The sequence below is a fragment of the Arthrobacter melezitosi genome (assembly GCF_054511055.1).
This window is the reverse complement of record NZ_JBTNDJ010000002.1, coordinates 20,920-43,613: the sequence shown is the minus strand read 5'-3', so window position 1 is coordinate 43,613 and position 22,694 is coordinate 20,920. Positions and strand designations below refer to the sequence as shown.

The following is a 22,694-nucleotide window of genomic DNA, read 5'->3' as shown; positions in this document are numbered from 1 at the left end:
CACGTACCGCCGCCGGTCACCGGGCGGCAAGGAGGCCGGCGGATACCGGTCCCGGGACGCGCTGCGCGCGGCCCAGATGTACTACCTCCAGGACCTGACGATGGACACCATCGCGCGGGAACTGCGCACCTCCCGCTCCACCGTCTCCCGCCTGCTGTCCATGGCCCGCCGGACGGGTCTTGTGCAGATCTCGATCAACAACCCCGCCGAACGCGCGCCCGCCCTTGAACAGCAGATCCGCCGCCGCTTCGGCGTCGAGGCGCACGTCGTGCCGGTGGCCGAGAGTGTCAGCGACGCCGAAGCGCTGGACCGCGTGGCCATCCAGGCCGCCCGCACCATCGGCCCGCTGATGGATTCGAACGCGATTATCGGCGTCGCCTGGGGCTCCACCCTCAGTGCCGTGAGCCACCACCTGACCCGCAAGGACGTCCACGACAGCACGGTGGTGCAGTTGAACGGCGCCGGTAACACCCAGACGACCGGCATCACCTACGCCAGTGAGATCCTGCGGCGGTTCGGCCAGGCGTACGGGGCGCGCGTCGAGCAGTTTCCCGTACCGGCCTTTTTCGACCACGCCGAAACCAAGCGCGCAATGTGGAACGAGCGGAGCGTTCGGCGCATCCTCGACCTCCAGCACCGGATGACAGTGGCGATCTTCGGCGTCGGCTCGATCGACGCCGGCATCCCCAGCCACGTGTACAGCGGCGGGTACCTCGACGACGATGATCTGGCCCAGCTCGCCGAAGACGAGGTGGTCGGCGACGTCGCCACCATGTTTTTCCGGGAGGACGGCAGCCACCGCGACATCCTGCTGAACCAGCGCAGCACCGGGCCGGACCTCGACCAGCTCCGGGAGGTCCGGCGCCGGATCTGCGTGGTGTCGGGGGAGACCAAGATCAACGGGCTGCGCGGAACGCTCGCCGCGGGCCTGGCCACGGACCTGATCCTTGATGAGGGCTCCGCCCGCCGGCTGGTTGAGCTCTCGTCCGCCGACGAGCCCGCGGCCGGCGCTCCAGCGCGGTTGCCCGCCGCGGCCGGCCCCGATCGGTAGAGTCGGTTCATGCGACGAGCCCCCAAAGTCCTCCTGAACAACGGCGTCGAGATCGACGCCGTGGGATACGGCGTCTACAAGGTGCCTCCCGCCGACACCGCGGCCCTGTGCTCCCTCGCCCTCGGGGCCGGCTACCGCACCCTCGACACCGCCGCGATGTACGGCAACGAGGCAGGAGTGGGTGAGGCGGCGCGCGGCGCGCTGGCCGGGGGCCTGACGCGCGGCGAAATCTTCGTCACCACGAAGGTGTTCAACCGGGACCAGGGCTACGACTCGACGCTCCGCGCCTTCGACTCCTCGCTGGGGCTCCTCGGCCTCGACCATGTCGACCTTTACCTGATCCACTGGCCCCTGCCCGCCCGGGACCTGTACCTCGAGACCTACCGGGCGCTCGAGCGGCTCTACCGGGACGGCAGGGTGAGGGCGATCGGGGTGTCGAACTTCCAGACGTCCCACCTCCAACGGCTCCTCGACGAGGCCGACGTGGTGCCCGCGCTCAACCAGGTCGAGGTGCACCCCTACCTGCAGCAGCACGAACTCCGGGCCTTCCACGCCGAGCACGGCATCGCCACGCAGGCCTGGAGCCCCCTCGGCCGGGGCCACGTGCTGGAGGACCCGGTCATCGTCCGCATCGCCGGGGAACTCGGGCGAACCCCGGCCCAGGTGGTCCTGAGGTGGCACCTCGACGGCGGCAACCTCGTCATCCCCAAGGCGAGCAGTGCCGCGCGGATCGAGGGCAACCTCGACCTCTTCGACTTCTCCCTCGACCCCGCCCACCGGGCGGCCCTCGACGGGCTGGAGCGGGGCCAGCGGTTCGGCTCACACCCCGACAAGGTCAACTCGTGAGGCGCCGCAGCCCCGGACTCGAGGCGGCACCGGCCGACGCGGAGACGGCCCGCAGCGTGCAGGTGCGCATCGTGCCGTGGGAGGGGAAACTCCAGAGGTACTGGGACTTCGCACCCACGGAGCCCGGCGTCCGGCCGGGCTCCCGCGGGGGTGCGGAGGAGCCGGCGGTCTTCATGGTCCATGGGTTCCGCGGGGACCACCACGGGCTGCTGAGGATCGTGGAGGGGCTGCCCGGGCACCGCATCATCGTGCCGGACCTTCCCGGCTTCGGGGCCTCCGAAGCGCTGGCCGGCCCGCACGACACCGCGGCCTACGCCCGCTTCGTCCGCCACAGCCTCGAGGCACTCGACCTGGGCCCGTCGACGGTCCTGCTGGGACACTCCTTCGGATCGGTCATCGCGGCGCGGTTCGCCGCCGAAAATCCCGGCCGGACCGGCGCCCTGATCCTGGTCAACCCCATCTGCGAGCCCGCCCTCGAAGGATCGAGCCGCCTGGCCTCCCGGGCCGCGGAACTCTACTACGCCGCCGCCGCCCGCCTGCCCGAGCGGCCGGGGATGGCGCTGCTGACCAATCCCGCGATCGTGCGGGCCATGAGCATCTTCATGGCTAAGACCCGGGACCGGCCACTCCGCGCCTACATCCATGACCAGCACGCCCGCTACTTCAGCGCCTTCGCCGAGCGCAGGGTCGTGCTCGAAGCCTTCCGTGCCTCCATCGCCGGCACGGTGCGCGACAGTGCCGCCGCCCTGTCCGGCCCGGTCCTGCTCATCGCCGCGGACCTCGACGACCTCGGGTCCATCGAGGGACAGCGCCGCCTCGCGGCGGGCATCCGCGGGGCGCGGCTGGAAATCCTCGAAGGAACCGGCCATCTTGTGCACTATGAGAAGCCGCTGGAGGCCGCGGCCCTGATCTCGGCCTTTTTGAAGGAGAACGCGCAGTGAAAATCCTCATCGACGCGCGGTTCACGCGGACCGACCAGCATGACGGGATCAGCCGCTACGGGGCCAGCCTGATCGGTGCCGTGGCGAAACTGGCCGAGGTCACCATGCTCATCAGCGACCCCCGCCAGCTCGCGTTGCTCCCCGAGGTGCCGTTCGTGCTGGCCAACAGCCCGCTCTCCCCCGCCGAACTCCTGGTGGCGCGGACGGTGAACCGGTTGGAGCCCGACGTCGTCGTCTGCCCCCTGCAGACGATGGGCACCTGGGGCAGGAAATATCCCCTGATCCTCACACTGCACGACCTGATCTACTACACCAATCCCACGCCCCCGCCGTTCCTTCCGCCGCCGGTGCGGGCCCTGTGGCGCCTCTACCACCTCGCCTACTGGCCGCAGCGGCTGCTGTTGAACCGGGCCGACGTCGTCGCCACCATCTCCGAGACCACCGCCTCCCTGATCCGGCAGCACCGCCTGACCCGGAAGCCGGTGCACATCGTCGGAAATGCCCCGCAGGAGGCCGCCATCGTCCGCGGCCCGGGGCGCGCGCCGGAGAAGACCCTCCTCTACATGGGCTCCTTCATGCCCTACAAGAACGTCGAGACGCTCCTTGCCGGGATGGCGGGGCTGGAGGACTACACCCTGCACCTGCTCAGCCGCATCGGCGCCCAACGCCGGGCCGAGCTTGAGGCCCTGGTGCCGGCCGGGGCCTCCGTCGTGTTCCACAATGGAGTCAGCGACGACGAATACAACCGGCTCCTCGCCTCCGCCACGGCGCTCATCACCCTGTCGAAAGCCGAGGGCTACGGGCTGCCGGTGATCGAGGCGATGGCGGCCGGGACCCCGGTGATCGCGAGCGACATCCCGATCTTCCGGGAGGTCGGCGGAGGCGCCGCCCTGCTCGTCGATCCGGATGACCCGGAAGCCCTGACGGCCGCCGTGCGCACCCTGGGCTCCGCCGAGCGGTGGCGCCGGGCATCCGCGGACGGTCTTGCGCAGGCCGCCGGCTACACCTGGGACCGGTCGGCCCGGCAGCTGATCGACGCGGCCGAAGTGGCCATCAAGGAGCACCGGAGCCGGGCGGCAGGCAGCGGCAAGCGCGTCGGCGCGGACCGGCCGGGCGGCCACCGGTCCTGACGCGCACGGGCCCTAGGTGGACGTGAATCGTCCGGGTTCCACTCCAAAGGCCGCCGTGCGATGTGGAAACGAAAAGGACTCCCACGCCCGCAATTGAATCGAACCTCACCCGTAACTGCGCCTGTTCCTATTCCTTTGGCGGCCCGGGAATTGCTGAAAAATCCGCTCCGCCGGTGCCCGGCACGCCGCCTCCGGTGCCGGCGCGGGGCGTCGAGGGGCCGGCACCCCTGGGTCACCCGGTGCGCCGGGTTCCCGCCAGGAGCTGCACGGGCACCTCCTGGCCGGGCCAGGTGCCGACCAGTGCGATCGGCCCCTCAACCAGCCCGGAAACGTCTGGAACCCTGAACACCGTGAAGTCGACGTCCACTCCGGGAACAGGAGTGTGCATTCGCGCCGCGCCACCGGCCGGGAGGCCGGGACGCGGCTCGGCCGGTCCGCCCAGGACCGTGATGACCGCGGACTGCGGGGACGGTTCGAGGCGGCCGTCGACGTCGAGGAATTCAGCCGCCTGCGCCGGGCCGCCGAGCAGCGCCGCCGACGCCGCCGCGCGGTAGACCGGGTCGACGCAGGCATCGTAGACCCATCGTTTCCCGAGGACCGAGTGGTCCAGGACGCCGACGAACCCTGCCTCCGCTCCGGCAAGGGGTGACCCGCGGTAGGTCAGGGGCACCTGGACAACCTCCCGGTCGGAGGTGACAAGGAGGGTCTCGACGCCCACCTCGCCGTCCGGGTCGTCGAAGCGGAAGGAGCAGACCTTCTGGAGATCCTCCACGCTCGAATTCCTCCACCAGGGCTGTGCGGGAAGCCAGGTGGCGAGAAGTTCCAGCTTGGTGGGACGCAGCGACGCTTTGTGGAGAATGGCCATGGCCCCAGCCTAGGGATTTGCTGAAACAATTACAGGACTTTAACCGGCCGAAATTCTACGAAAGCGGAATTTGGTGCGGGAAATTGTGCCGGGCAAAGGCCCACGGCGCCTCAGCGCAGGAGGCGCTCGATGGCGGCCGCGGCCTCCGAGACGCGGGCGCCGATCTGTTCCACCGTGAAGCCGCTGCTCAGGTAGACGACGGCAAGGGCGGCCGGAAGCTGTCCCTGGACCCGGATGGGGGCACCGACGGAGCTGACACCCGGAATGACCTCGTCGCGGCTGACCGCGAACCCGGTGCGCGCCGCCGTGCGGGACTCCTCGCGGTAGGGCCTGCCCGGTGCCAGTTCGTCCCACTGTGCCGCGGTCAGGGCCGACTGGATCGCGATCCCCGGCGCTCCAGCATCGAAGGAATGCCGGGTTCCCGGGCGCTGCACCAGGGTGCCGTCGCCGGAGGGTGGTTCGACGGCCACGAGCGTCACGCAGTGGCGGCGGTCCCACACGGCGATGAAGGCGGTCATCTGCAGCGCGGCGGACAGAGACGTCAGTTCCGGCAGCGCCGCGGTCTGCAGCTTCCGGGCCACGCCCCTGGCCAGGGCGGCAAGGCCCGGGCCGGACTGGAAACGGCCGGCGGCGTCCCGGAGCACGAGGGAATGATCCTCGAGGGTCCGGAGGATGCGGTAGGCGATCGAGCGGTGGACCCCGAGGGAACCGGCCACCTCGGCGGTGGTCATGCCGCCGGAGGCCTCCGCCAGGACCTCCAGCACCGTGATGCCCCGTGAAAGGGTCTGGGAGGTCGCCGCCGCGGCCGCCCGGGGTCCGGAACCGGCACGGGTTCCCGCCCCCGGGCCCGGCTGGATCACGCCGTCCCGATCCGGCGGGCCAGGAGCTGCGGCGCGAAGAACGCGGCAAGCTCGGAGGTGGCGGTCAGGGGAAGGACGTTCGCCACGTACTGGTCGGGGCGCACGACGACGACGGCACCGGTCCGGTCGATGCCCCGCAGTTCGAAGATGTCGGACGCCGGATCGGTCGCGTAGATCTTCTCGTAGTCGGTGAGCTGGAACGGTCCGACCGAGGGTCGGAAGACGCCCGGCACGCGCCCGATGTCGATCTGCGTGTGCTTCTGCTGGTAGATGACCACCACGTCGAACCACGCATCGGGGTCCGCCCCCTCCGGGGTCGCGGCGAGCGGGGAATCCGGCGCGTTCGCGATCCAGTCCGCGAATCCACCGGCCGCCGAGTCAGCACCCGGTTCGGCGGCGTCGGCGAAGACGTAGATCCGCCACCGCCCGTCCGCCCGCGCCTGGTGGCCGAGGTGCTTGGGAACGCCGTCGCACACCCGCACGACGGGCGCGGACTTGAAGCGTTTTCCGATGGGGAACCCGGGCGCCCGATCCTGGTGCACCGGCTCGGCGACCAGGACCGAGGGTGCGTACTGGGTCATGAAACCCATCGGGAATTCCCCGGTGCGCACGTAGAAGTCCTCGAGCTCGGAGGGGTCCTCGAACTCCTCCGGCCGTCTCGCCATCAGCGCCGACCACTCCTTGTCGAACTCGATGAGGTTCTTCGCCACGACCTGGCGTTCCGCCGAATAGGTCGACAGCAGGCTCTTGGGACTGCGGCCCTCGAGCACGTGCCCGAGTTTCCAGCCGAGGTTGAAGCCGTCCTGCATCGACACGTTCATGCCCTGGCCCGCCTTGGCGCTGTGGGTGTGGCAGGCGTCGCCGGTGATGAACACGCGCGGGGTGCGGGTTCCGACCTCGTCGGGAAGGACGTCGTCGAACCTGTCGCTGAGCCGGTGGCCCACCTCGTACACGCTGTGCCAGGCGACATGCCGCACGTCGAGCGTGTAGGGGCTCAGGATCCGGTTGGCCTTGGCGATGATCTGCTCGAGGGAGGTCCTCCGCACGGCACCGTGATCGTCGGGCGCCACCTCGCCCAGGTCGACGTACATGCGGAAGAGGTGCCCTCCCTCGCGCGGGATCAGCAGGATGCTCCCGCCTTCACCGGACTGGATCGCACACTTCAGGCGGATGTCGGGGAAGTCCGTCACGGCGAGGGCGTCCATCACGCCCCAGGCGTGACGGGCCTGGTCGCCGGCCAGGGTGCATCCGATCGCCTGCCGCACCCTGCTGCGGGCACCGTCCGCGCCGACGACGTACTTCGCCCGCACCGTCCGCTTCGAGCCCGTCCGCTCCCCCGCCGTGTGCGCAAGGGTCACGGTCACCGGGTATTCACCGCCGGTCACCTCAAGGCCCTCGAACTCGAGGCCGTAGTCCGGGGTCATCCGGGTTGGGGAGTTCCTCATGAACTCCGCGAAGTAGTCGAGGACACGGGCCTGGTTGACGATGAGGTGCGGGAACTCACTGATGACCGTCGGGTCGTCCTCGGGGCGGGCCGTGCGGACGATGCGCGACGGATGTGCGGGATCCGGCTTCCAGAACGCCATCTCGACGATGCGGTACGCCTCATCGATGATCCGCTGCGCGAATCCGAAGGCCTGGAAGGTTTCCACGCTGCGGGCCTGGATGCCGTCGGCCTGCCCGATGGCGAGCCTGCCCGCGCGCCGCTCGATGATCCGCGTGGTGATGCCGGGAAACTGGGACAGCTGGGCCGCGGCGATCATGCCGGCGGGCCCTGTGCCCACGATCAGCACATCCACCTCCTCCGGCAGCTCGGCGGGCCGATCGATGCCGACGCCGGCCGCGGGCTGAATGCGGGGGTCGCCGGAGACATATCCGTGGTGGTGGAACTGCACGGCGTTTCCTCACTTCGTTGTGGTGGATGGCTGCCGTCGCCGCCAAATTCGATTATCGAACGGGTCGTTCGATAATCGTACGGCTGATGCTAGCCCTGCGGCCGCCGGGCAGACAAGACCCCGGCCGTGGGCGCCAGCGGGAGCCGGCCGCCTTCCCTTGACGGGCACCCCGCCCCCTCCTAGGCTTCGTATACGATTTCGTACTCGATGAGGAGCGCTTGGTGGATCAGGTCAATGAGCACATCCTGGCTGCGGCCGGCAAGGTGATCGCGGTGCACCTCAACTACCCGAGCAGGGCCGCCCAGCGCGGCCGCACCCCCGCCCAGCCCTCGTACTTCCTCAAACCGTCATCGTCCCTGGCCCTCACCGGCTCCGCCGTCGAGCGCCCGGCCGGCTGCGAGCTCCTCGGCTTCGAAGGCGAGGTCGCCCTGATCATCGGCACGCCGGCACGCCGCGTCGGCACCGAGGACGCGTGGAAGCACGTGGCATGGGTCACCGCCAGCAACGACCTCGGCGTCTATGACCTGCGGTACGCGGACAAGGGCTCAAACCTGAGGTCCAAGGGAGGCGACGGGTTCACCCCCCTCGGCCCCGAACTGATCGCGGCCGGCTCGGTCGATCCCGCCGCGCTGCGCCTCCGCACCTGGCACAACGGGAACCTGGTCCAGGACGACACCACTGCCGACCTGCTGTTCCCCTTCGCCCGGCTCATCGCCGACCTGTCCCAGCTGCTTACCCTGGAGGCCGGCGACATCATCCTTACCGGCACCCCGGCCGGCGCATCGGTTGCCGTGCCCGGCGACGTCGTCGAGGTCGAGGTTTCCACCACGGGAACACCGGAGGGCGGTCCGGGCGCCACCTCCGGTCGGCTGCTCACGAGGGTCGAACAGGGGTCGGTCCCGCTGGCGGACTTCGGCGCACTCCCCCGGGCCGACGACCTCCAGCGGGAGGAAGCATACGGCTCCCGGGAAGCCGCCGGCCTGCCCGCCCCGGAGCCGGGGCTGACACCGGCCCTGAAGGCGAAACTCGAGACTGTCTCCACCGCAACCCTGTCCTCCCAGCTGCGCAGGCGCGGCCTGAACAACGTCAGCATCGACGGGCTCACCTCAACCCGCCCGGAACGGCGGATCGTCGGCCCGGCCCGCACCCTGCGGTATGTCCCCAACCGAGAGGACCTCTTCGCCGCGCACGGCGGGGGCTACAACGCGCAGAAGCGGGCCATCGACTCCGTCGACGAGGGCGAGATCCTGGTGATGGAGGCACGCGGCGAAAAGGGGACGGGGACCGTCGGTGACATCCTGGCCCTCCGCGCCCAGGTCCGGGGTGCCGCGGCCATCATCACCGACGGCGGAGTCCGCGACGTCTCGGCCGTCGCCGCCCTGGACATGCCCACCTACTACGCCAACCCCCATCCCGCCGTCCTCGGCCGCCGGCACATCCCGTGGGACACCGACATCACCATCGCCTGCGGAGGCGCCACCGTCCAGCCCGGAGACATCATCGTCGCGGACTCGGACGGGATCCTGGTGATCCCGCCGGCCCTGGCCGGGGAACTCGCCGAGGACGCCATCGCCCAGGAACGCGAGGAGGCCTTCATCGCGCAGATGGTCGAACAGGGCCACAGCGTCGACGGCCTCTACCCCCTGAATGCCGACTGGCGCGCCCGCTATGAAGCATGGAAGGGCGCGGGGAACCATGCCTGAGGCGGTCCAGGCGTCCGCCGGGCTCCCCGTCCCGGGCAGCAAATCCGAGCAGGCCTACGCACTGGTCAAGACCCGCATTGTCGACGGAACCTACGCCCCCGGACACCGGCTGGTGCTGGCAAGGATCGCCGGGGACCTTGGGGTGAGCGTCGTGCCCGTCCGGGAGGCCATCCGCCGTCTGGAAGCCGAAGGCCTCGTGACCTTCGAACGCAACGTCGGGGCCACGGTGGCGGGGATCGATCCCACCGAGTACCTCTACACCATGCAGACCCTGGGCATCATCGAGGGGGCGGCCACCGCGCTGGCCTCCCCCCTCATCGGCCCGGCGGATCTCGCCCGCGCCCGCAGCGTCAACGACGAGATGCGCGCCTGCCTGCAGGACTTCGACCCCGACCGCTTCACGCGCCTCAACCAGGAATTCCACAGCATCCTGTTCGCACGCTGCCCGAACCCGCACATCCTCGACCTCGTGCACCGGGGCTGGAACCGGCTGGCCTCCCTGCGCTCGTCGACCTTCCGCTTCGTCCCCGGGCGCGCCTCCGCGTCCGTCGAGGAACACGGCGAGCTGCTGCGGCTCATCGAGACGCAGGCCCCCGCAGACGAAATTGAGAAGGCCACCCGTCGCCACCGCAGCGCCACCCTCGATGCCTACCTCGCGCAGTCCAACGCTCCCGACCCCCTGAGGAACCCCCAATGACGACTCCCAGCAGCACCGCGACCGAGCAGTTCGTTCCGGAGGGCCTTCCCTCCTCCATCCGGCACTACATCAACGGGGAATTCGTGGACTCGGCCGGCGGAGAGACCTTCGACGTCCTGGATCCGGTGTTGAACACCACCTACGCCACCGCGGCCGCCGGCCAGAAGGAAGACATCGACCGGGCCGTGGCCGCCGCCCGCGAGGCTTTCCTCAACGGTCCGTGGCCGCGGATGAAGCCGCGCGAGCGGGCCCGGGTGCTCAACCGGATCGCCGACGCCGTCGAGGCCCAGGAAGCGCGGCTGGCCGAACTTGAAACCTTCGACACGGGCCTTCCGATCACCCAGGCCAGGGGCCAGGCGCTGCGGGCGGCGGAGAACTTCCGGTTCTTCGCCGACCTCATCGTGGCCCAGTTCGACGACGCCATGAAGGTGCCCGGGTCACAGCTCAACTACGTGAACCGCAAACCGATCGGCGTCGCCGGACTCATCACGCCGTGGAACACCCCCTTCATGCTGGAGTCCTGGAAACTCGCCCCGGCACTGGCCACCGGCAACACCGTGGTCCTGAAGCCGGCCGAGTTCACCCCGCTGTCCGCCTCGCTGTGGGCGGAGATCTTTAAGGGCGCAGGGCTGCCGGACGGCGTGTTCAACCTCGTCAACGGCCTCGGCGAGGAGGCAGGGGACGCCCTCGTGAAACACCCGGACGTACCCCTGATCTCCTTCACCGGCGAAACCACGACCGGGCAGACCATCTTCCGCAACGCCGCCGCGCACCTCAAGGGCCTGTCGATGGAACTCGGCGGCAAGTCCCCCTGCGTGGTCTTCGCCGACGCCGACCTCGACGCCGCCATCGACTCCGCCCTGTTCGGGGTGTTCTCCCTCAACGGCGAGCGCTGCACGGCCGGTTCCCGGATCCTCGTCGAACGCGCGGTCTACGCGGAGTTCTGCGAGAAGTACGCGGCCCGGGCCAAGAACATCGTGGTCGGCAATCCGCACGATCCCCGGACCGAAGTGGGGGCCCTGGTCCACCCCGAGCATTACGAGAAAGTCGCCTCCTACGTGGAAATCGGGAAGTCCGAAGGCCGGCTCCTCGCCGGTGGCGGGCGCCCGGAGCACCTCCCGGAGGGCAACTACATCGCGCCCACGGTGTTCGCCGACGTCTCCCCGGAGGCGCGAATCTTCCAGGAGGAGATCTTCGGCCCCGTCGTCGCCATCACCCCCTTCGAGGACGACGCCGAGGCCCTCGCCCTGGCGAACAACACGCGCTACGGACTCGCCGCGTACATCTGGACGCAGAATCTGACCCGCGCCCACAACTTCGCCCAGAGCATGGAGGCGGGCATGGTTTGGCTCAACAGCCACAATGTCCGCGACCTGCGCACTCCTTTCGGCGGGGTGAAGGCCTCGGGGCTGGGCCACGAGGGCGGCTACCGCTCCATCGACTTCTACACCGACCAGCAGGCCGTCCACATCACCCTCGGCACCGCCCACACCCCGAAATTCGGCAGCATCAAGGCCGCGGCAGCCAACGAGGGCTGACCCGCGCCGGACCCGACCCGCCTCCAACGAGAGAAGACGCAATGAGCAACGCCATTCCCAAGCCCTCGGTCCCTGCGCCGGACATCGTCCGCTGCGCCTACATGGAGATCGTCGTCACCGACCTCGCGAAGTCCCGTGAGTTCTACGTCGGTGTCCTCGGCCTGCATGTGACCGAAGAGGACGAGAACACCATCTACCTGCGCTCGCTCGAGGAGTTCATCCACCACAACCTCGTGCTGCGGCAGGGGCCGGTCGCCGCCGTCGCCGCCTTCGCCTACCGGGTGAAATCGCCGGCGGAGGTGGACGCCGCCGAGGCCTACTATCGGGAGCTCGGCTGCCGCACCGAGCGGCGCGCGGGAGGGTTCACCAGGGGAATCGGCGACTCCGTGCGCGTCGAGGACCCGCTGGGCTTCCCCTACGAGTTCTTCTACGAAGCCGAACACGTCGAACGCCTGACCCAGCGCTACGACCTCTACTCCGCCGGGGAACTTGTGCGCCTCGACCACTTCAACCAGGTCACCCCGGATGTGCCGCTCGGCCGCCAATACCTTGAAGACCTCGGCTTCCGGGTCTCCGAGGACATCCAGGACTCCGACGGCGTCACCTACGCCGCCTGGCTGCACCGCAAGCAGACAGTGCACGACACCGCCCTGACCGGCGGGGACGGACCGCGGATGCACCACGTCGCCTTCGCCACCCACGAGAAGCACAACATCATCCAGATCTGCGACAAGATGGGCGCCCTGCGCATCAGCGACCGCATCGAACGCGGACCGGGCCGGCACGGGGTCTCCAACGCCTTCTACCTCTACATCCTGGACCCGGACGGGCACCGCATCGAGATCTACACCCAGGACTACTACACCGGTGATCCGGACAACCCCACCGTCACCTGGGACGTCCACGACAACCAGCGCCGCGACTGGTGGGGCAACCCCGTCGTCCCCAGCTGGTACACCGAGGCCTCCCTCGTCCTTGACCTCGACGGCAATCCGCAGCCGGTCGTCAAACGCACCGACGCCTCGGAAATGGCAGTCACGGTGGGCGCCGACGGCTTCTCCTACACCCGCCAGCCCGACGGCGGGGAAAAGGGCTTCAAGGTGGGGGCCCAACTCTGACGTGGCCGACCACCGCGGCGACGACGGCGCCCTCCCCACCTGCTGAATGGAGCACTGGAATGCTTGACCCCTCCACCATCGAATCGATAGCCGACGAACTGCTCGAGGCCGGACGCTCCCGCACCCCGGTTCCCCTGCTGTCCGCACGCCATCCCGGCATGACCGTTGAGGATTCCTACGCGGTCCAGCGGTTGTGGCGGCGGCGCAACGAGGACGCCGGGCGCAGGCTCGTGGGCCGCAAGATCGGCCTGACCTCGAGGGCGATGCAGCAGGCCACGGGCATCACCGAACCCGACTACGGCGCGATCTTCGACGACATGGTGTTCGAAACCGGCTGCGCCGTGGAATGGAAAAGGTACACCCACCCGCGGGTCGAGGTGGAGCTCGCCTTCGTGCTCAAGCGGGACCTTGCGGGCCCGGGCTGTTCCCTCACCGACGTCCTGAATGCCACCGACTACGTGGTGCCCGCCCTGGAGATCCTCGATTCACGGATCGAGATGGAGGGCAGGACGATCGTCGACACCATCGCGGACAACGCCGCGATGGGTGCCATGGTGCTCGGCGGCAGCCCCGTGCGCCCCGACGCGGTCGACCTGCGCTGGGTCGCCGCCATCCTCTACAAGAACCAGACGGTGGAGGAGACGGGCGTGGCCGCCGGGGTGCTGAACCACCCGGCCGCGGGGGTGCACTGGCTCGCCAACAAGATCGCCGCCCACGGCGACGGACTGGTGGCCGGCGACACCATCCTGGCCGGCTCCTTCACCCGGCCGCTGGAGGTCGACCCGGGTGACACCATCCACGCCGACTACGGACCCCTGGGGAGCATCACATGCCGTTTCGAGTAGAACCGGACCCGACCTTCCGGGAGGCGCTTGCGGCGGCCGACCGCCCCCTGGCGGGCATGTGGGTGTGCTCCGGCAGTCCCCTGGTGGCCGAACTCTGTGCCGGGTCCGGCCTGGACTGGCTGCTGGTGGATGCCGAGCACAGCCCCAACGGACTCGAATCGATCCTCGCCCAGCTCCAGGCCATCCACGGCTACCCGGTCAGCACCCTGGTCCGCCCACCGGTCAACGACACAGTGGTCATCAAGCAGTACCTCGACCTCGGCGTGCAGAACCTGCTCGTCCCGATGGTGAACTCGGCGGCGGAGGCCGAGGCCGCCGTCGCCGCGACCCGCTACCCACCGCACGGAGTGCGCGGGGTGGGCTCGGCCCTGGCCCGGGCCGCCCGGTGGAACCGGATTCCCGACTACCTCGCCCGGGCCGGCGAAACGGTCAGCGTCACCGTCCAGATCGAATCCACTGCGGCCGTCGGCGCAGTCGGGGACATCCTCGCGGTCGACGGGGTGGACGCCGTCTTCCTCGGCCCGTCCGACCTCGCGGCCTCCATGGGCCTGTTGGGGCAGCAGGAACATCCTGAGGTGCGCGCCGCCGTCGAAGCCTGCCTGCGCGCGGCCCGGGCCGCCGGCAAGCCCGCCGGCGTCAACGCCTTCAACCCCGCGACGGCCCGCGCCTACCTCGCGGCCGGGGCCTCCTTCGTGCTCGTCGGGGCCGACGTCGCGCTGCTGGCCCGCGGGTCGGAGGCCCTCGCCGCCGAGTACACCACCGGCGGCAACGGCAGCGCTCCCGCCGGCTACTGAAACGGGCAGCCACGCAAGGTGTCATTGCCGCAACCGTGGTCCCCCGGCCTCCCGAAAACCGGGCCGCCAGGTGCAAGGTTGACTGCACGCGGCGGCTCAGGGACGGTCCCGCAGGACGGGGGAACCGTTGGACGGCACAGAGGCAGCACAGGCACCGAGGGAGATTCGGGCCGCGGGAGGCCTTGTCCGCACCGAGCCCCTGGTCGGGATCATTGCCCTGAGCGTGGTGAGCGCCTGGTTCCGGAGGAGGCCTCAGGGCGCAGCGGCGCACGGGCCCTAGTCGAACCTGACGAAGGCGCGGAGGACTCCCCCGGCGTACTCGGTGGTCCAAACGTAGCCAAGGGATTCGTAAAATGCCTTCCGCCCCGGTTCGCCGTCGGTCAGCAGAACCTTCTGGCGGACGTGGGCGTAGGGCCCGAGCGCGGCCTCGGCGAGCCTCCGCCCGATCCCCTTCCCCTGATGGGCGGGGTGGACCAGGAGGTCCTGCAGGTAGCTGATTGAGGCATTGTCCGACACCACCCGCGCCAGCCCGATGAGTTCCGTCCCGTCCCGGGCATGGACCACCGTTGAGGAACCGAGGAGGGCGGCCCGCAGGGTCTCCGGTTTCCGGGTGTACGCCGTCCAGCCCACCGAGTCGTACAGCCCGAGGACATCGGACAGCTCAAGGTCGGCAGGGATTGTTTCCTCAACGGTGATCGTCCATCCGAGCAGTAGGCGGCCGGGCCGGCCGGTCCAGGTCCGGCCTATTACGAACCGGTGGCGAAGGTCCAGCTTGAGCTGGCCGAGGGGTTGCCCGCCAGGTCCCGGATGCCTGTGGTTCCTCCGGTGAGCGTGGCGGTGTACCGGGTGTTCGCCGCCAGGGTGACCCCGGGGTTGAGGATCCACTGGTTGGTCGTTCCGTACCGTGTGACGGTCGCCGACACCGCCGCGCCGGTCGCCGTGTTCTTCAGTCGGAAGGTGGCGGTGGTTGCGCCTTGGATCGGCTCGCTGAAGGTGGCGGTGACATTGGCGCCGCGGCCGACTCCCACGGCGTTGACAGCCGGAGTGCGCCCGGTGACGGTGGGGGCCGGCCCCGTGGTGAAGACCCAGCTCGTCGTCGCCAGCGGGTTCCCGGCGGCGTCGCGGATGGCGGAGGATCCGCCCGTCAGGGTGGCCGTGTACTTCCGGTCGCCGGCCAGGTTCGACGTCGGATCCAGCACCGCGGTGCGGGTGGTGGCGTTGTAGGACACTGCCGCCGGGACCACGGCACCTGCGGCATCCTTGAGCACGAAGGTCGCGGCGCCGACGCCCTGGACACCCTCGCTGAAGGTGGCGCTCACATTGCCCGCCGCCGCGACACCCGCGGCATTGGCCCCGGGGGCGCGGCCCGTGAGAGTGGGAGCCACCTCATCGGGGGCGGGCTCGGAATACAGCAGCCGGTTGGGCGTGCCGGCGGTTGCGCCGGTGATCACACCGGGGGTCGCCCCGCCGACGAGCGAGGCGGAGACCTGGGCGGGGGTCAGTGCCGGGCTGCGGGAGAGCAGCACGGCGGCGGCCCCGGCGGCATGGGGGGCGGCCATCGAGGTGCCGTTGAGGGAGGCGGTGGCCGTGGCCGAGGTGTGCGAGGCGGAGGTGATCCCGACGCCCGGCGCGTACAGGTCGACGCAGGTCCCGTAGTTTGAGAAGTACGCCTGGGCGTCGGCCCGGTCGCTGGCGGCGACGGTCAGGGCGTCCCGGACCCGGGCCGGTGAGGCACCGCAGGCGTCCGCAGCCGAGTTCCCTGCGGCGACCACGGCCGTGACGCCGTCGCTGATGACTCCCTGCAGCGCCGCATCCACTGTTGTGCTGGCTCCTCCGCCGAGGCTTAGGTTGGCCACCGCGGCGGTGCCGGCCGCATGGTGGGAGGCGACCCAGTCAAGTCCAGCGACCACATCGGAGGTGTAACCGGACCCGGCACAGTTCAACACCCGCACCGGAATCACCGTGGCGGCCTTGGCGACCCCGTAGGTGGTCCCGGCCACCGTCCCGGCGACGTGCGCGCCGTGTCCGTTGCAGTCACCGTTTCCCGGTCCGTCCGCCACGGCGCTCCAGCCCGGAGCGACGCGGGCGCCGAAGTCGGCGTGGGAGCCCAGCACGCCGGTGTCGATGACATAGGCGTTCACGCCGGCGACGGTCGCGGCGGCCGAGTACGTGCCGGTCAGCGGCAGCGCGCGCTGGTCGATGCGGTCAAGGCCCCACGGGGCCGAGGACTGCGTCTCGGAGATGCGGACCGGCGCATCGACCTCCACCGCGGTGACGCCGGCCTTCCGCGCCAGGGCGGTGGCCTGACCGGGCGTGGCGGTGACGACGGCGGCGCGCACGGCGCTGGAGAAGGTACGGCCGACGCCGAGGCCGCGGGACCGCAGCTCCCGTGCCTCCGCTGCGACATCCGTGCCGGGGACGAACTGGACGAGGTACCGGCCCCTGGCGTCGGCGCGTTCCGGCAGGGCGGGTTCGGCGTCGGGCACGCGGGCCTCGGCGGTCGCAACAGGGGCGCGGGGCGGCGCCGCAGGCAGCGCCTGGGCGGCCGCTCCCGGGGAGAGCAGTGCCGCCGGGACGATCAGGGCAGCGGTCAGCGCGGAACTGAGGGGTGAAAGGATACGCAAGGATTCTCCATCGGGTACCGGTCGGCAGGCGCATTTCCTGTGACGGGAGTGGGGTGTACTTCTGGCCCGGCCGGACCGGCTTCCTTCGCCGACACCGGAACGGGAAGTCCCTGGCCGTGGCTCATCGGGGACGGCATGTCCGGAACCGGCGCGCATTCACCGGGCTGCAGCGCCACCCCTGTTCCGGACCATGCTCCGGTGGCTCTGCTGGAAGACTCGAACTTCTGCCACATGGTGCTCACTTGTAACACCTGACACAAAAAAGGCCAGGAAGCCGGCGGCACTCTGTCCACCCCCAATGTGCCCAACAATTGGCACTGGACTTTGAGCCGGTTCCGCCCCCGGAAGGCCGCACCGGATCCTTGCCGTTCATGGCAGACTTTGCTGGTGCTCACCTACTCCACACCCCGCCTGGCATTGCGGAACTGGGATGACGACGATGCCGGGTTTGTCCTCGACCTCTATTCGCGGCCGGAGGTGCAACGCTTCATCGGTCCGGCGCCGCGCCTTATGGAGACCATCGGGGAGGCCCGGGAACGCCTCGACGCGTGGCGGCGCCGGGACGACGGGGTGCACGGGATCTGGGCGGTTGAGGAGAAGGAAAGCGGGCACCCGGCCGGAGTGCTGCTGCTGAAACCGATCCCGCTCTCCTCCGGGGTAGCGGATCCCGCCATGGAGACGGAGATCGGCTGGCATTTCCACCCTGCGTTCTGGGGCCGGGGGTATGCGGGCGAGGCCGCGTCGGCCATCCTTCAGCATGCCTTCGCGCAGGGCCTGGACCGGATTGTCGCCGTTACCCATCCGCTGAACCACCCGTCCGGCCGGGTGTGCGGACGGATCGGGATGCGCCATCTTGGCTTGTCCTCGAAGTATTACGACACCGTCTGCGAACTCTACGAAGCCATCCGGTGACGGATAGGATCTGAGAGTTTCATGCCAGAGCTGTCGATGGAAAAGGAAATCATGACGATCACCCGCGTTGAACCACGAGACATCCCGATCCCCGCCGGGGCCGATGAGGAAGTGGCGGCCGCCGTGACCGGGCTGTACACGGAAGGGATCATCGCCAAGAAGGGGGCCTTCTCCCGGGAGTGGGCGCAGCGGATGGGCGAGGATATCGACGTCGCGTTCAAGGAGGCCCTCTCGCGGCCGGGCGGCGCCGTCGGCCGGGGGCCGAACCGCCACTACGTGGAAATCCACCCGGAGCAGATGAGCGGTTGGCTTGAACTCGTCGACCACCCGTGGGTCCGGATGGTGTGCGAATCCGTCCTTGGCCCGGACTACCAGTTCGTTGAGCTCGGCTTCGACATTCCGGGCGCGGGAGCCGTCAACCAGCCGTGGCACCGGGACTTCCCGATGCCGGAGGAGACCCGGGCGAACGGACGCCTCACCTCGCTGGCCTTCAACCTCACCGCCGTGGACACCGAGGAGGACATGGGCCCCTTCGAGGTCGCCCCGACCACCCAGTGGGACCTGCCGGAAGGTTTCGACCACGAAATGTTTCCCCCGAAGTCGGCCTACGGCCGCTACGAGGGGCTCGCCCAGCGGAAGTACCCGAAGATGGGTGACATCTCCGCCCGCTCGGCACTGACCATCCACCGGGGCACCCGGAACCATTCCCAGAAGTCGCGGCCGGTCCTGGTGCTCGGGGTGGACGCCCCCGGTGCGGGAAACGCCGAGCACCACGACATGGCCGTCACCCGCCCGTTCTATGAGTCCCTGCCGCAGCGGGTGCGGGACCACCTGGGCTGCCCGGTCGTCGACGAGCTGACGCCCATCACCCAGAAGCACTCGATCGAAGGCCTTATGATGGGCGATGCATAGGTCCACCCGCCGCCACGCGCCGGCGGGTGGGTGCCGCCCCTAACGTGCGGAACGTCGGGCAGGACCCAAAGCGCCGGGTCCTGCCCGACGGCAGAAGGAGGGCTCCGTGAACACGGGACGTGAACGGGTAGAGGCCGACGCCGCTGCGCGCGGCATTTCCGTCGAGTTCGTCGAGCGCACGCACGCCGAGGTGCTCGGCCTCGACCGGTCCGACTTCGTGAAGTCGATGCTGGTCAAACGCCACGACGGCACGTTCCTGTTCGCCCTGGTGCCCCTGGAGCGGCAGATCGCCTGGCCCAAGCTCCGGGCGGTCGTCGGCGTCAACAAGCTCCTGCTTCCCGATGCGTCGGTGGCCCAGGCCATGACGGGGTACGAACGCGGCACCATCACCCCGCTCGGCAGCACCATGGCCTGGCCCGTGTTTGCCGACGAGCGCATCACCGGGCGGCGCATCGGCATGGGCAGCGGCGAGCACGGGCTGGGCGCCGTGGTGGAGGCCGACCAGCTCATCGCGGGCCTGAAGGCGACGGTCGCGGACATCTCCTCCTGAGCCGGCACGCCCGGGCGGCACCGGCTACAGCAGGTCCAGTGCGTCGCAGCGGATGGACACCGGCTCGGTGGTGCGCCGGGCCGAGAGCACGGCCCGGCGCGTGCGCAGCGCACCGACCGCCGCGGCGGCGCCGCGGTAGGTGAAGAACAGCAGCAGCCGGCTCGCCCCCTCACCCGAGAGGTGGCCCGGGTCGCGCTCGGTGGCCCGCCAGGGCGGCGGCGGTGCCGGCACCGGTCCGACGGTCCGCAGAAACAGGGCCGGGTCGACCCCCTCCATGAAGGCCGCCAATGCCTCCCGGCTGCCCGTCAGGGCGGCGTAGCGGACCGCCGGCGGCAGGCCCAGCTCCTGGCGCAGGGCCGCCTCGCGGGCGGCCGCTCCCATCGGGTCCCAGCGCACGAGGTGCCCGACGGTCGCGTCGTCGTCGGCGGAAACGACCACCAGCCCGCCCTCGCCGGCGGGACGGGCGAGCACGGCCGCCGAGAACCAGCGGCGGAGGGTGTCCTCTCCGGTGCGCATCGACTCCCGGCTGAGCATCGCGGTGCCGTCGAGCAGGATGACGGCGGCGTAGCCCCGCTCGGCGACCGGCTCGGCACCGGGGGTGGCGATGACCACCGCCGGTGCGTCCGGGACGGTGTCGACGATATGCTCACCGGCGGAGGAGACGACGGCGGTTCCGGGGAAGGCCCTGCCCAGTTCCTCGGCGGTGCGGGTGGCGCCGACGAGGGTGGCCCGGATCGCCGTCCCCCCGCAGGCGGGGCAGTGCCAGTTCGGGTCCGGGCGCCCGCACCAGCGGCACCCCAGGATCCCTCCGCGGCTCTGCTGGGCGAGCGGCCCGGTGCACTGCCGGCACCGGGCCGGCTGCCGGCAGGTGGCGCACGCGGTGGCCGGGGAGAACCCGGTCCGGGCCACCTGGAGCAACACCGGGCCACGGGTCAGTCCGTCCTGCGCCGCCCGCCAGGCCGCGGAGGGAATCCTCGCCTGCGCGGCCAGGGGATCGCGTTCGAGCTGGAAGGCATCGGTGGCGTGCTGGACCCGCGGGACCCTGCGGCGGATCTCGGAGCGTTCCGCGTGGATGGACCGGGCCCAGCCGGTTTCCACGAGCCGGTGGGCCTCGGTGCTGCGCGACGCCGAGGCGATCAACGCCGCCGTCCCCTCCTGCTCGGCCCGCAGCAGCAGCACGTCCCGGGCGTGCTGGTAGGGCGCCCGCTGCTCGAAATGGAGGTCGTCGCCGTCGTCCCACAGCACCACCAGCCCGAGGTCCTGCACGGGCGCGTACGCCGCCGAGCGGGTGCCGACGGCCACCCGGGCCCGCCCGTGCAGCAGGCGCAGGAAACTGCGGTAGCGCGGCGTCGGGCCGTCCTCGGCGGTCATGCGCGCCACCGTCTCCTCCCCGAGCCGGCGGACCAGCGCCGCCTCGACGCGGGCGAGGTCGCGCTGGTCGGGCACGACGACGACGGCGCCCCTGCCGCTGGTCACCACCGCGGCCACCGCGTCGGCGATTTCCTCGGGCCAGGCCTGCGGCCCGTACCCGCCGACCGTGGTGAGGACCGCACGCGGGGACTCCCCGGCCGCCAGGTGCAGCAGGAACGCCTCCCCGTGGACGTACCGGCTGTAGCTCCCGGAGCCCGCGGGACGGGGAGCGGCCGGGAACTGCGCCGGCTCCGCCGGCCCGGCCGCTCCGCCTTCGAACTCCTTTTCGACGCGCGCCGCCCGCGGAGGCACCGCAGCCCGCAGGACATCGCTGACGGTCCCGGCGAGCCGCGCCGCAACGGCCCGCGCCAGCTCCAGGACGGCCGGGGTGAGGACCGGGTGGGAGGAGACCACCTTGGCCAGCGGAAGCAGCTTCGCCTTGGCCTCGGAGGACGGGATGCGGGCGGCGATGTACCCGGTGTGCTCGCGCCCGGCGAAGCGGACCTTCACCCGGGCGCCGGGCACCGCCTCGCCGTCGAGTTCCTCCGGAACGTAGTAGTCGAAGACCCGGTCGAGGTGCGGCAGCGGGGACTCGAGGATCACCTGCGCCACGGGGTTGGTCTTTGCCGCACCGGGGCTGCCCGGGGGCAGGCGGGGCGCGCCGAAGCCATGGAGCAGCGACAGCTGCCCGCCCTCGGCGCCCGCGCTGGTGGTCATAGGGAAATTATGCCGCCGATCAGGCGTTGAAGTAGCTCCGCAGCTTGTCGACGCGGTCGGTCAGCTCCCAGTTGAAGCCCTCGCCCTCGCGGCCGAAGTGTCCGTGGGCGGCGGTCTTCTGGTAGATGGGCCGTTTGAGGTCAAGGCCGTTGATGATGCCGAGCGGGCGCAGGTCGAAGATCTCCCGGATGGCCTTTCCGATGGCCAGGGGGTCGACGGTCTCGGTGCCGAAGGTCTCGACGTAGATGCCGACCGGCTGCGCCATCCCGATCGCGTAGGCGATCTGGATTTCCGCGCGGCGGGCCAGCCCGGCGGCGACGACGTTCTTGGCCACCCAGCGCATCGCGTAGGCGGCGGACCGGTCGACTTTTGAGGGGTCCTTGCCGCTGAAGGCTCCCCCGCCGTGGCGGGCGCTGCCGCCGTAGGTGTCGACGATGATCTTGCGCCCGGTCAGGCCGGCGTCGCCGACGGGGCCGCCGATGACGAAGGCGCCGCCCGGGTTGAGGATGTGCCGCACGGAGGAGACGTCGAGGTCGGAGGTCTTGAGGACCGGATCGATGACATGCGTGACCAGGTCGGCGCGCAGTTCCTCGAGGGAGACCTCCGCGGCGTGCTGGGAGGAGATGACCACGGAATCGACGGAGACCGGCCGGTCGCCGTCGTAGCCGATGGTGACCTGGGTCTTGCCGTCGGGCCGCAGGTAGGGAAGCGTGCCGTCCTTGCGGACCGCGGTTAGCTGCTCGGAAAGCCGGTGGGCCAGCCAGATCGGTGCGGGCATGAGCACGGGGGTTTCGTCGCTGGCGTAGCCGAACATGATGCCCTGGTCGCCGGCGCCCTGGGCGTCGTAGGGGTCGAGGCCCTTTCCTTCACGCACTTCGAGCGAGCGGAAGACGCCCGAGGCGATCTCCGGGGACTGCTGGCCGATGGACACCGAGACACCGCACCGGGCGCCGTCGAAGCCGTTGGCCGAGGAGTCGTAGCCGATGCCGAGGATGGTGTTGCGCACAATCTCGGGGATCTCCACGTACGCCTCGGTGGTCACCTCACCGGCCACGTGGACCAGGCCCGTGGTCACCAGGGTTTCCACGGCGACCCGGGCATCAGGGTCCGCCTGGAGCATTGCGTCAAGGATCGCGTCGCTGATCTGGTCGCAGATCTTGTCGGGGTGTCCCTCGGTGACCGATTCGGAGGTGAAAAGCCGCAGCGCGGCGGGATTGGGGCTGGCAGGATTCACGTGCTCACTCTACTTGGTTCGGGTACTGCGGATGCGGGCGGCGTAACAGGGC

The 22,694-nt window shown here is 70.3% G+C and carries 20 protein-coding genes; 13 read left to right on the top strand and 7 right to left on the bottom strand.

The window, feature by feature from the left end:
- The first annotated feature begins 76 nt into the window (after nucleotides 1-76).
- The 4 genes from ACX80W_RS02905 to ACX80W_RS02890 are packed head-to-tail and all read left to right on the top strand — an operon-like array spanning nucleotide 77 to nucleotide 3,968.
- Nucleotides 77-1,051: a sugar-binding transcriptional regulator gene (locus ACX80W_RS02905; protein ID WP_459280853.1), complete on the top strand. Its 975-nt coding sequence runs from the start codon at nucleotides 77-79 to the stop codon at nucleotides 1,049-1,051.
- 9 nt (nucleotides 1,052-1,060) lie between these two features.
- Nucleotides 1,061-1,897 (top strand): aldo/keto reductase, encoded by an 837-nt coding sequence (locus tag ACX80W_RS02900; RefSeq protein WP_459280281.1) that lies wholly within the window; start codon nucleotides 1,061-1,063, stop codon nucleotides 1,895-1,897.
- Nucleotides 1,894-2,838 (top strand): alpha/beta fold hydrolase, encoded by a 945-nt coding sequence (locus ACX80W_RS02895; protein WP_459280279.1) that lies wholly within the window; start codon nucleotides 1,894-1,896, stop codon nucleotides 2,836-2,838. Before ACX80W_RS02900 ends, ACX80W_RS02895 begins: the two co-directional genes overlap by 4 nt.
- The gene (locus tag ACX80W_RS02890) at nucleotides 2,835-3,968 is read left to right on the top strand and encodes a glycosyltransferase family 4 protein (protein ID WP_459280277.1); all 1,134 of its coding nucleotides are present in this window, start codon (nucleotides 2,835-2,837) and stop codon (nucleotides 3,966-3,968) included. The genes ACX80W_RS02895 and ACX80W_RS02890 overlap by 4 nt, the downstream gene beginning before the upstream one ends.
- Before the next feature lie 232 nt (nucleotides 3,969-4,200).
- Here the strand turns inward: ACX80W_RS02890 and ACX80W_RS02885 are convergent, their stop codons facing one another.
- From ACX80W_RS02885 to ACX80W_RS02875, 3 genes are all read right to left on the bottom strand, one after another.
- A complete protein-coding gene (locus ACX80W_RS02885) occupies nucleotides 4,201-4,833 on the bottom strand; it encodes a CG0192-related protein (protein WP_459280275.1) in 633 nt (210 codons plus the stop codon).
- A 110-nt stretch (nucleotides 4,834-4,943) separates the two neighbouring features.
- Entirely contained in the window at nucleotides 4,944-5,690 is a 747-nt protein-coding gene (locus ACX80W_RS02880) for an IclR family transcriptional regulator (protein WP_459280851.1), read from the bottom strand.
- Nucleotides 5,690-7,588, bottom strand: a complete 1,899-nt coding sequence (locus tag ACX80W_RS02875; protein ID WP_459280273.1) for an FAD-binding monooxygenase — start codon at nucleotides 7,586-7,588, stop codon at nucleotides 5,690-5,692. Before ACX80W_RS02875 ends, ACX80W_RS02880 begins: the two co-directional genes overlap by 1 nt.
- Nucleotides 7,589-7,809: 221 nt before the next feature.
- On the opposite strand from ACX80W_RS02875, the gene ACX80W_RS02870 reads away from it, so the two are divergent.
- Genes ACX80W_RS02870 through ACX80W_RS02845 form a run of 6 tightly spaced genes read left to right on the top strand, consistent with a single transcriptional unit; the run spans nucleotide 7,810 to nucleotide 14,283 of the window.
- Nucleotides 7,810-9,291 (top strand): fumarylacetoacetate hydrolase family protein, encoded by a 1,482-nt coding sequence (locus ACX80W_RS02870; protein ID WP_459280271.1) that lies wholly within the window; start codon nucleotides 7,810-7,812, stop codon nucleotides 9,289-9,291.
- Complete coding sequence (locus ACX80W_RS02865) at nucleotides 9,284-9,988, top strand: GntR family transcriptional regulator (protein ID WP_459280269.1); 705 nt, start codon at nucleotides 9,284-9,286, stop codon at nucleotides 9,986-9,988. Before ACX80W_RS02870 ends, ACX80W_RS02865 begins: the two co-directional genes overlap by 8 nt.
- Nucleotides 9,985-11,526 (top strand): 5-carboxymethyl-2-hydroxymuconate semialdehyde dehydrogenase, encoded by a 1,542-nt coding sequence (gene hpaE / locus ACX80W_RS02860; RefSeq protein WP_459280267.1) that lies wholly within the window; start codon nucleotides 9,985-9,987, stop codon nucleotides 11,524-11,526. Before ACX80W_RS02865 ends, hpaE begins: the two co-directional genes overlap by 4 nt.
- Nucleotides 11,527-11,567: 41 nt before the next feature.
- Nucleotides 11,568-12,644 (top strand): 3,4-dihydroxyphenylacetate 2,3-dioxygenase, encoded by a 1,077-nt coding sequence (hpaD, locus tag ACX80W_RS02855; protein WP_459280265.1) that lies wholly within the window; start codon nucleotides 11,568-11,570, stop codon nucleotides 12,642-12,644.
- Nucleotides 12,645-12,703: 59 nt separating this feature from the next.
- A complete protein-coding gene (gene hpaH / locus ACX80W_RS02850) occupies nucleotides 12,704-13,489 on the top strand; it encodes a 2-oxo-hept-4-ene-1,7-dioate hydratase (protein WP_459280263.1) in 786 nt (261 codons plus the stop codon).
- Nucleotides 13,474-14,283 carry an HpcH/HpaI aldolase family protein gene (locus ACX80W_RS02845; RefSeq protein WP_459280261.1) on the top strand — a complete coding sequence of 270 codons (810 nt, stop codon included), beginning with the start codon at nucleotides 13,474-13,476 and terminating at the stop codon, nucleotides 14,281-14,283. The genes hpaH and ACX80W_RS02845 overlap by 16 nt, the downstream gene beginning before the upstream one ends.
- 276 nt (nucleotides 14,284-14,559) lie before the next feature.
- On the opposite strand, the gene ACX80W_RS02840 is transcribed toward ACX80W_RS02845, so the two are convergent.
- Nucleotides 14,560-14,913 carry a GNAT family N-acetyltransferase gene (locus ACX80W_RS02840; protein WP_459280259.1) on the bottom strand — a complete coding sequence of 118 codons (354 nt, stop codon included), beginning with the start codon at nucleotides 14,911-14,913 and terminating at the stop codon, nucleotides 14,560-14,562.
- A gap of 116 nt (nucleotides 14,914-15,029) precedes the next feature.
- Nucleotides 15,030-16,907: a S8 family serine peptidase gene (locus ACX80W_RS02835; RefSeq protein WP_459280257.1), complete on the bottom strand. Its 1,878-nt coding sequence runs from the start codon at nucleotides 16,905-16,907 to the stop codon at nucleotides 15,030-15,032.
- A 387-nt stretch (nucleotides 16,908-17,294) separates the two neighbouring features.
- Between ACX80W_RS02835 and ACX80W_RS02830 the strand changes: the two genes are divergently transcribed.
- From ACX80W_RS02830 to ACX80W_RS02820, 3 genes are all read left to right on the top strand, one after another.
- A complete protein-coding gene (locus tag ACX80W_RS02830; RefSeq protein ID WP_459280255.1) occupies nucleotides 17,295-17,819 on the top strand; it encodes a GNAT family N-acetyltransferase in 525 nt (174 codons plus the stop codon).
- A gap of 21 nt (nucleotides 17,820-17,840) precedes the next feature.
- Nucleotides 17,841-18,731, top strand: a complete 891-nt coding sequence (locus tag ACX80W_RS02825; RefSeq protein WP_459280253.1) for a phytanoyl-CoA dioxygenase family protein — start codon at nucleotides 17,841-17,843, stop codon at nucleotides 18,729-18,731.
- 106 nt (nucleotides 18,732-18,837) lie between these two features.
- A complete protein-coding gene (locus ACX80W_RS02820) occupies nucleotides 18,838-19,281 on the top strand; it encodes an aminoacyl-tRNA deacylase (protein WP_459280251.1) in 444 nt (147 codons plus the stop codon).
- A 24-nt stretch (nucleotides 19,282-19,305) separates the two neighbouring features.
- On the opposite strand, the gene ACX80W_RS02815 is transcribed toward ACX80W_RS02820, so the two are convergent.
- A complete protein-coding gene (locus ACX80W_RS02815) occupies nucleotides 19,306-21,408 on the bottom strand; it encodes a primosomal protein N' (protein ID WP_459280249.1) in 2,103 nt (700 codons plus the stop codon).
- A gap of 19 nt (nucleotides 21,409-21,427) precedes the next feature.
- Nucleotides 21,428-22,642, bottom strand: a complete 1,215-nt coding sequence (gene metK / locus ACX80W_RS02810) for a methionine adenosyltransferase (protein ID WP_459280247.1) — start codon at nucleotides 22,640-22,642, stop codon at nucleotides 21,428-21,430.
- Nucleotides 22,643-22,694: the final 52 nt, after the last annotated feature.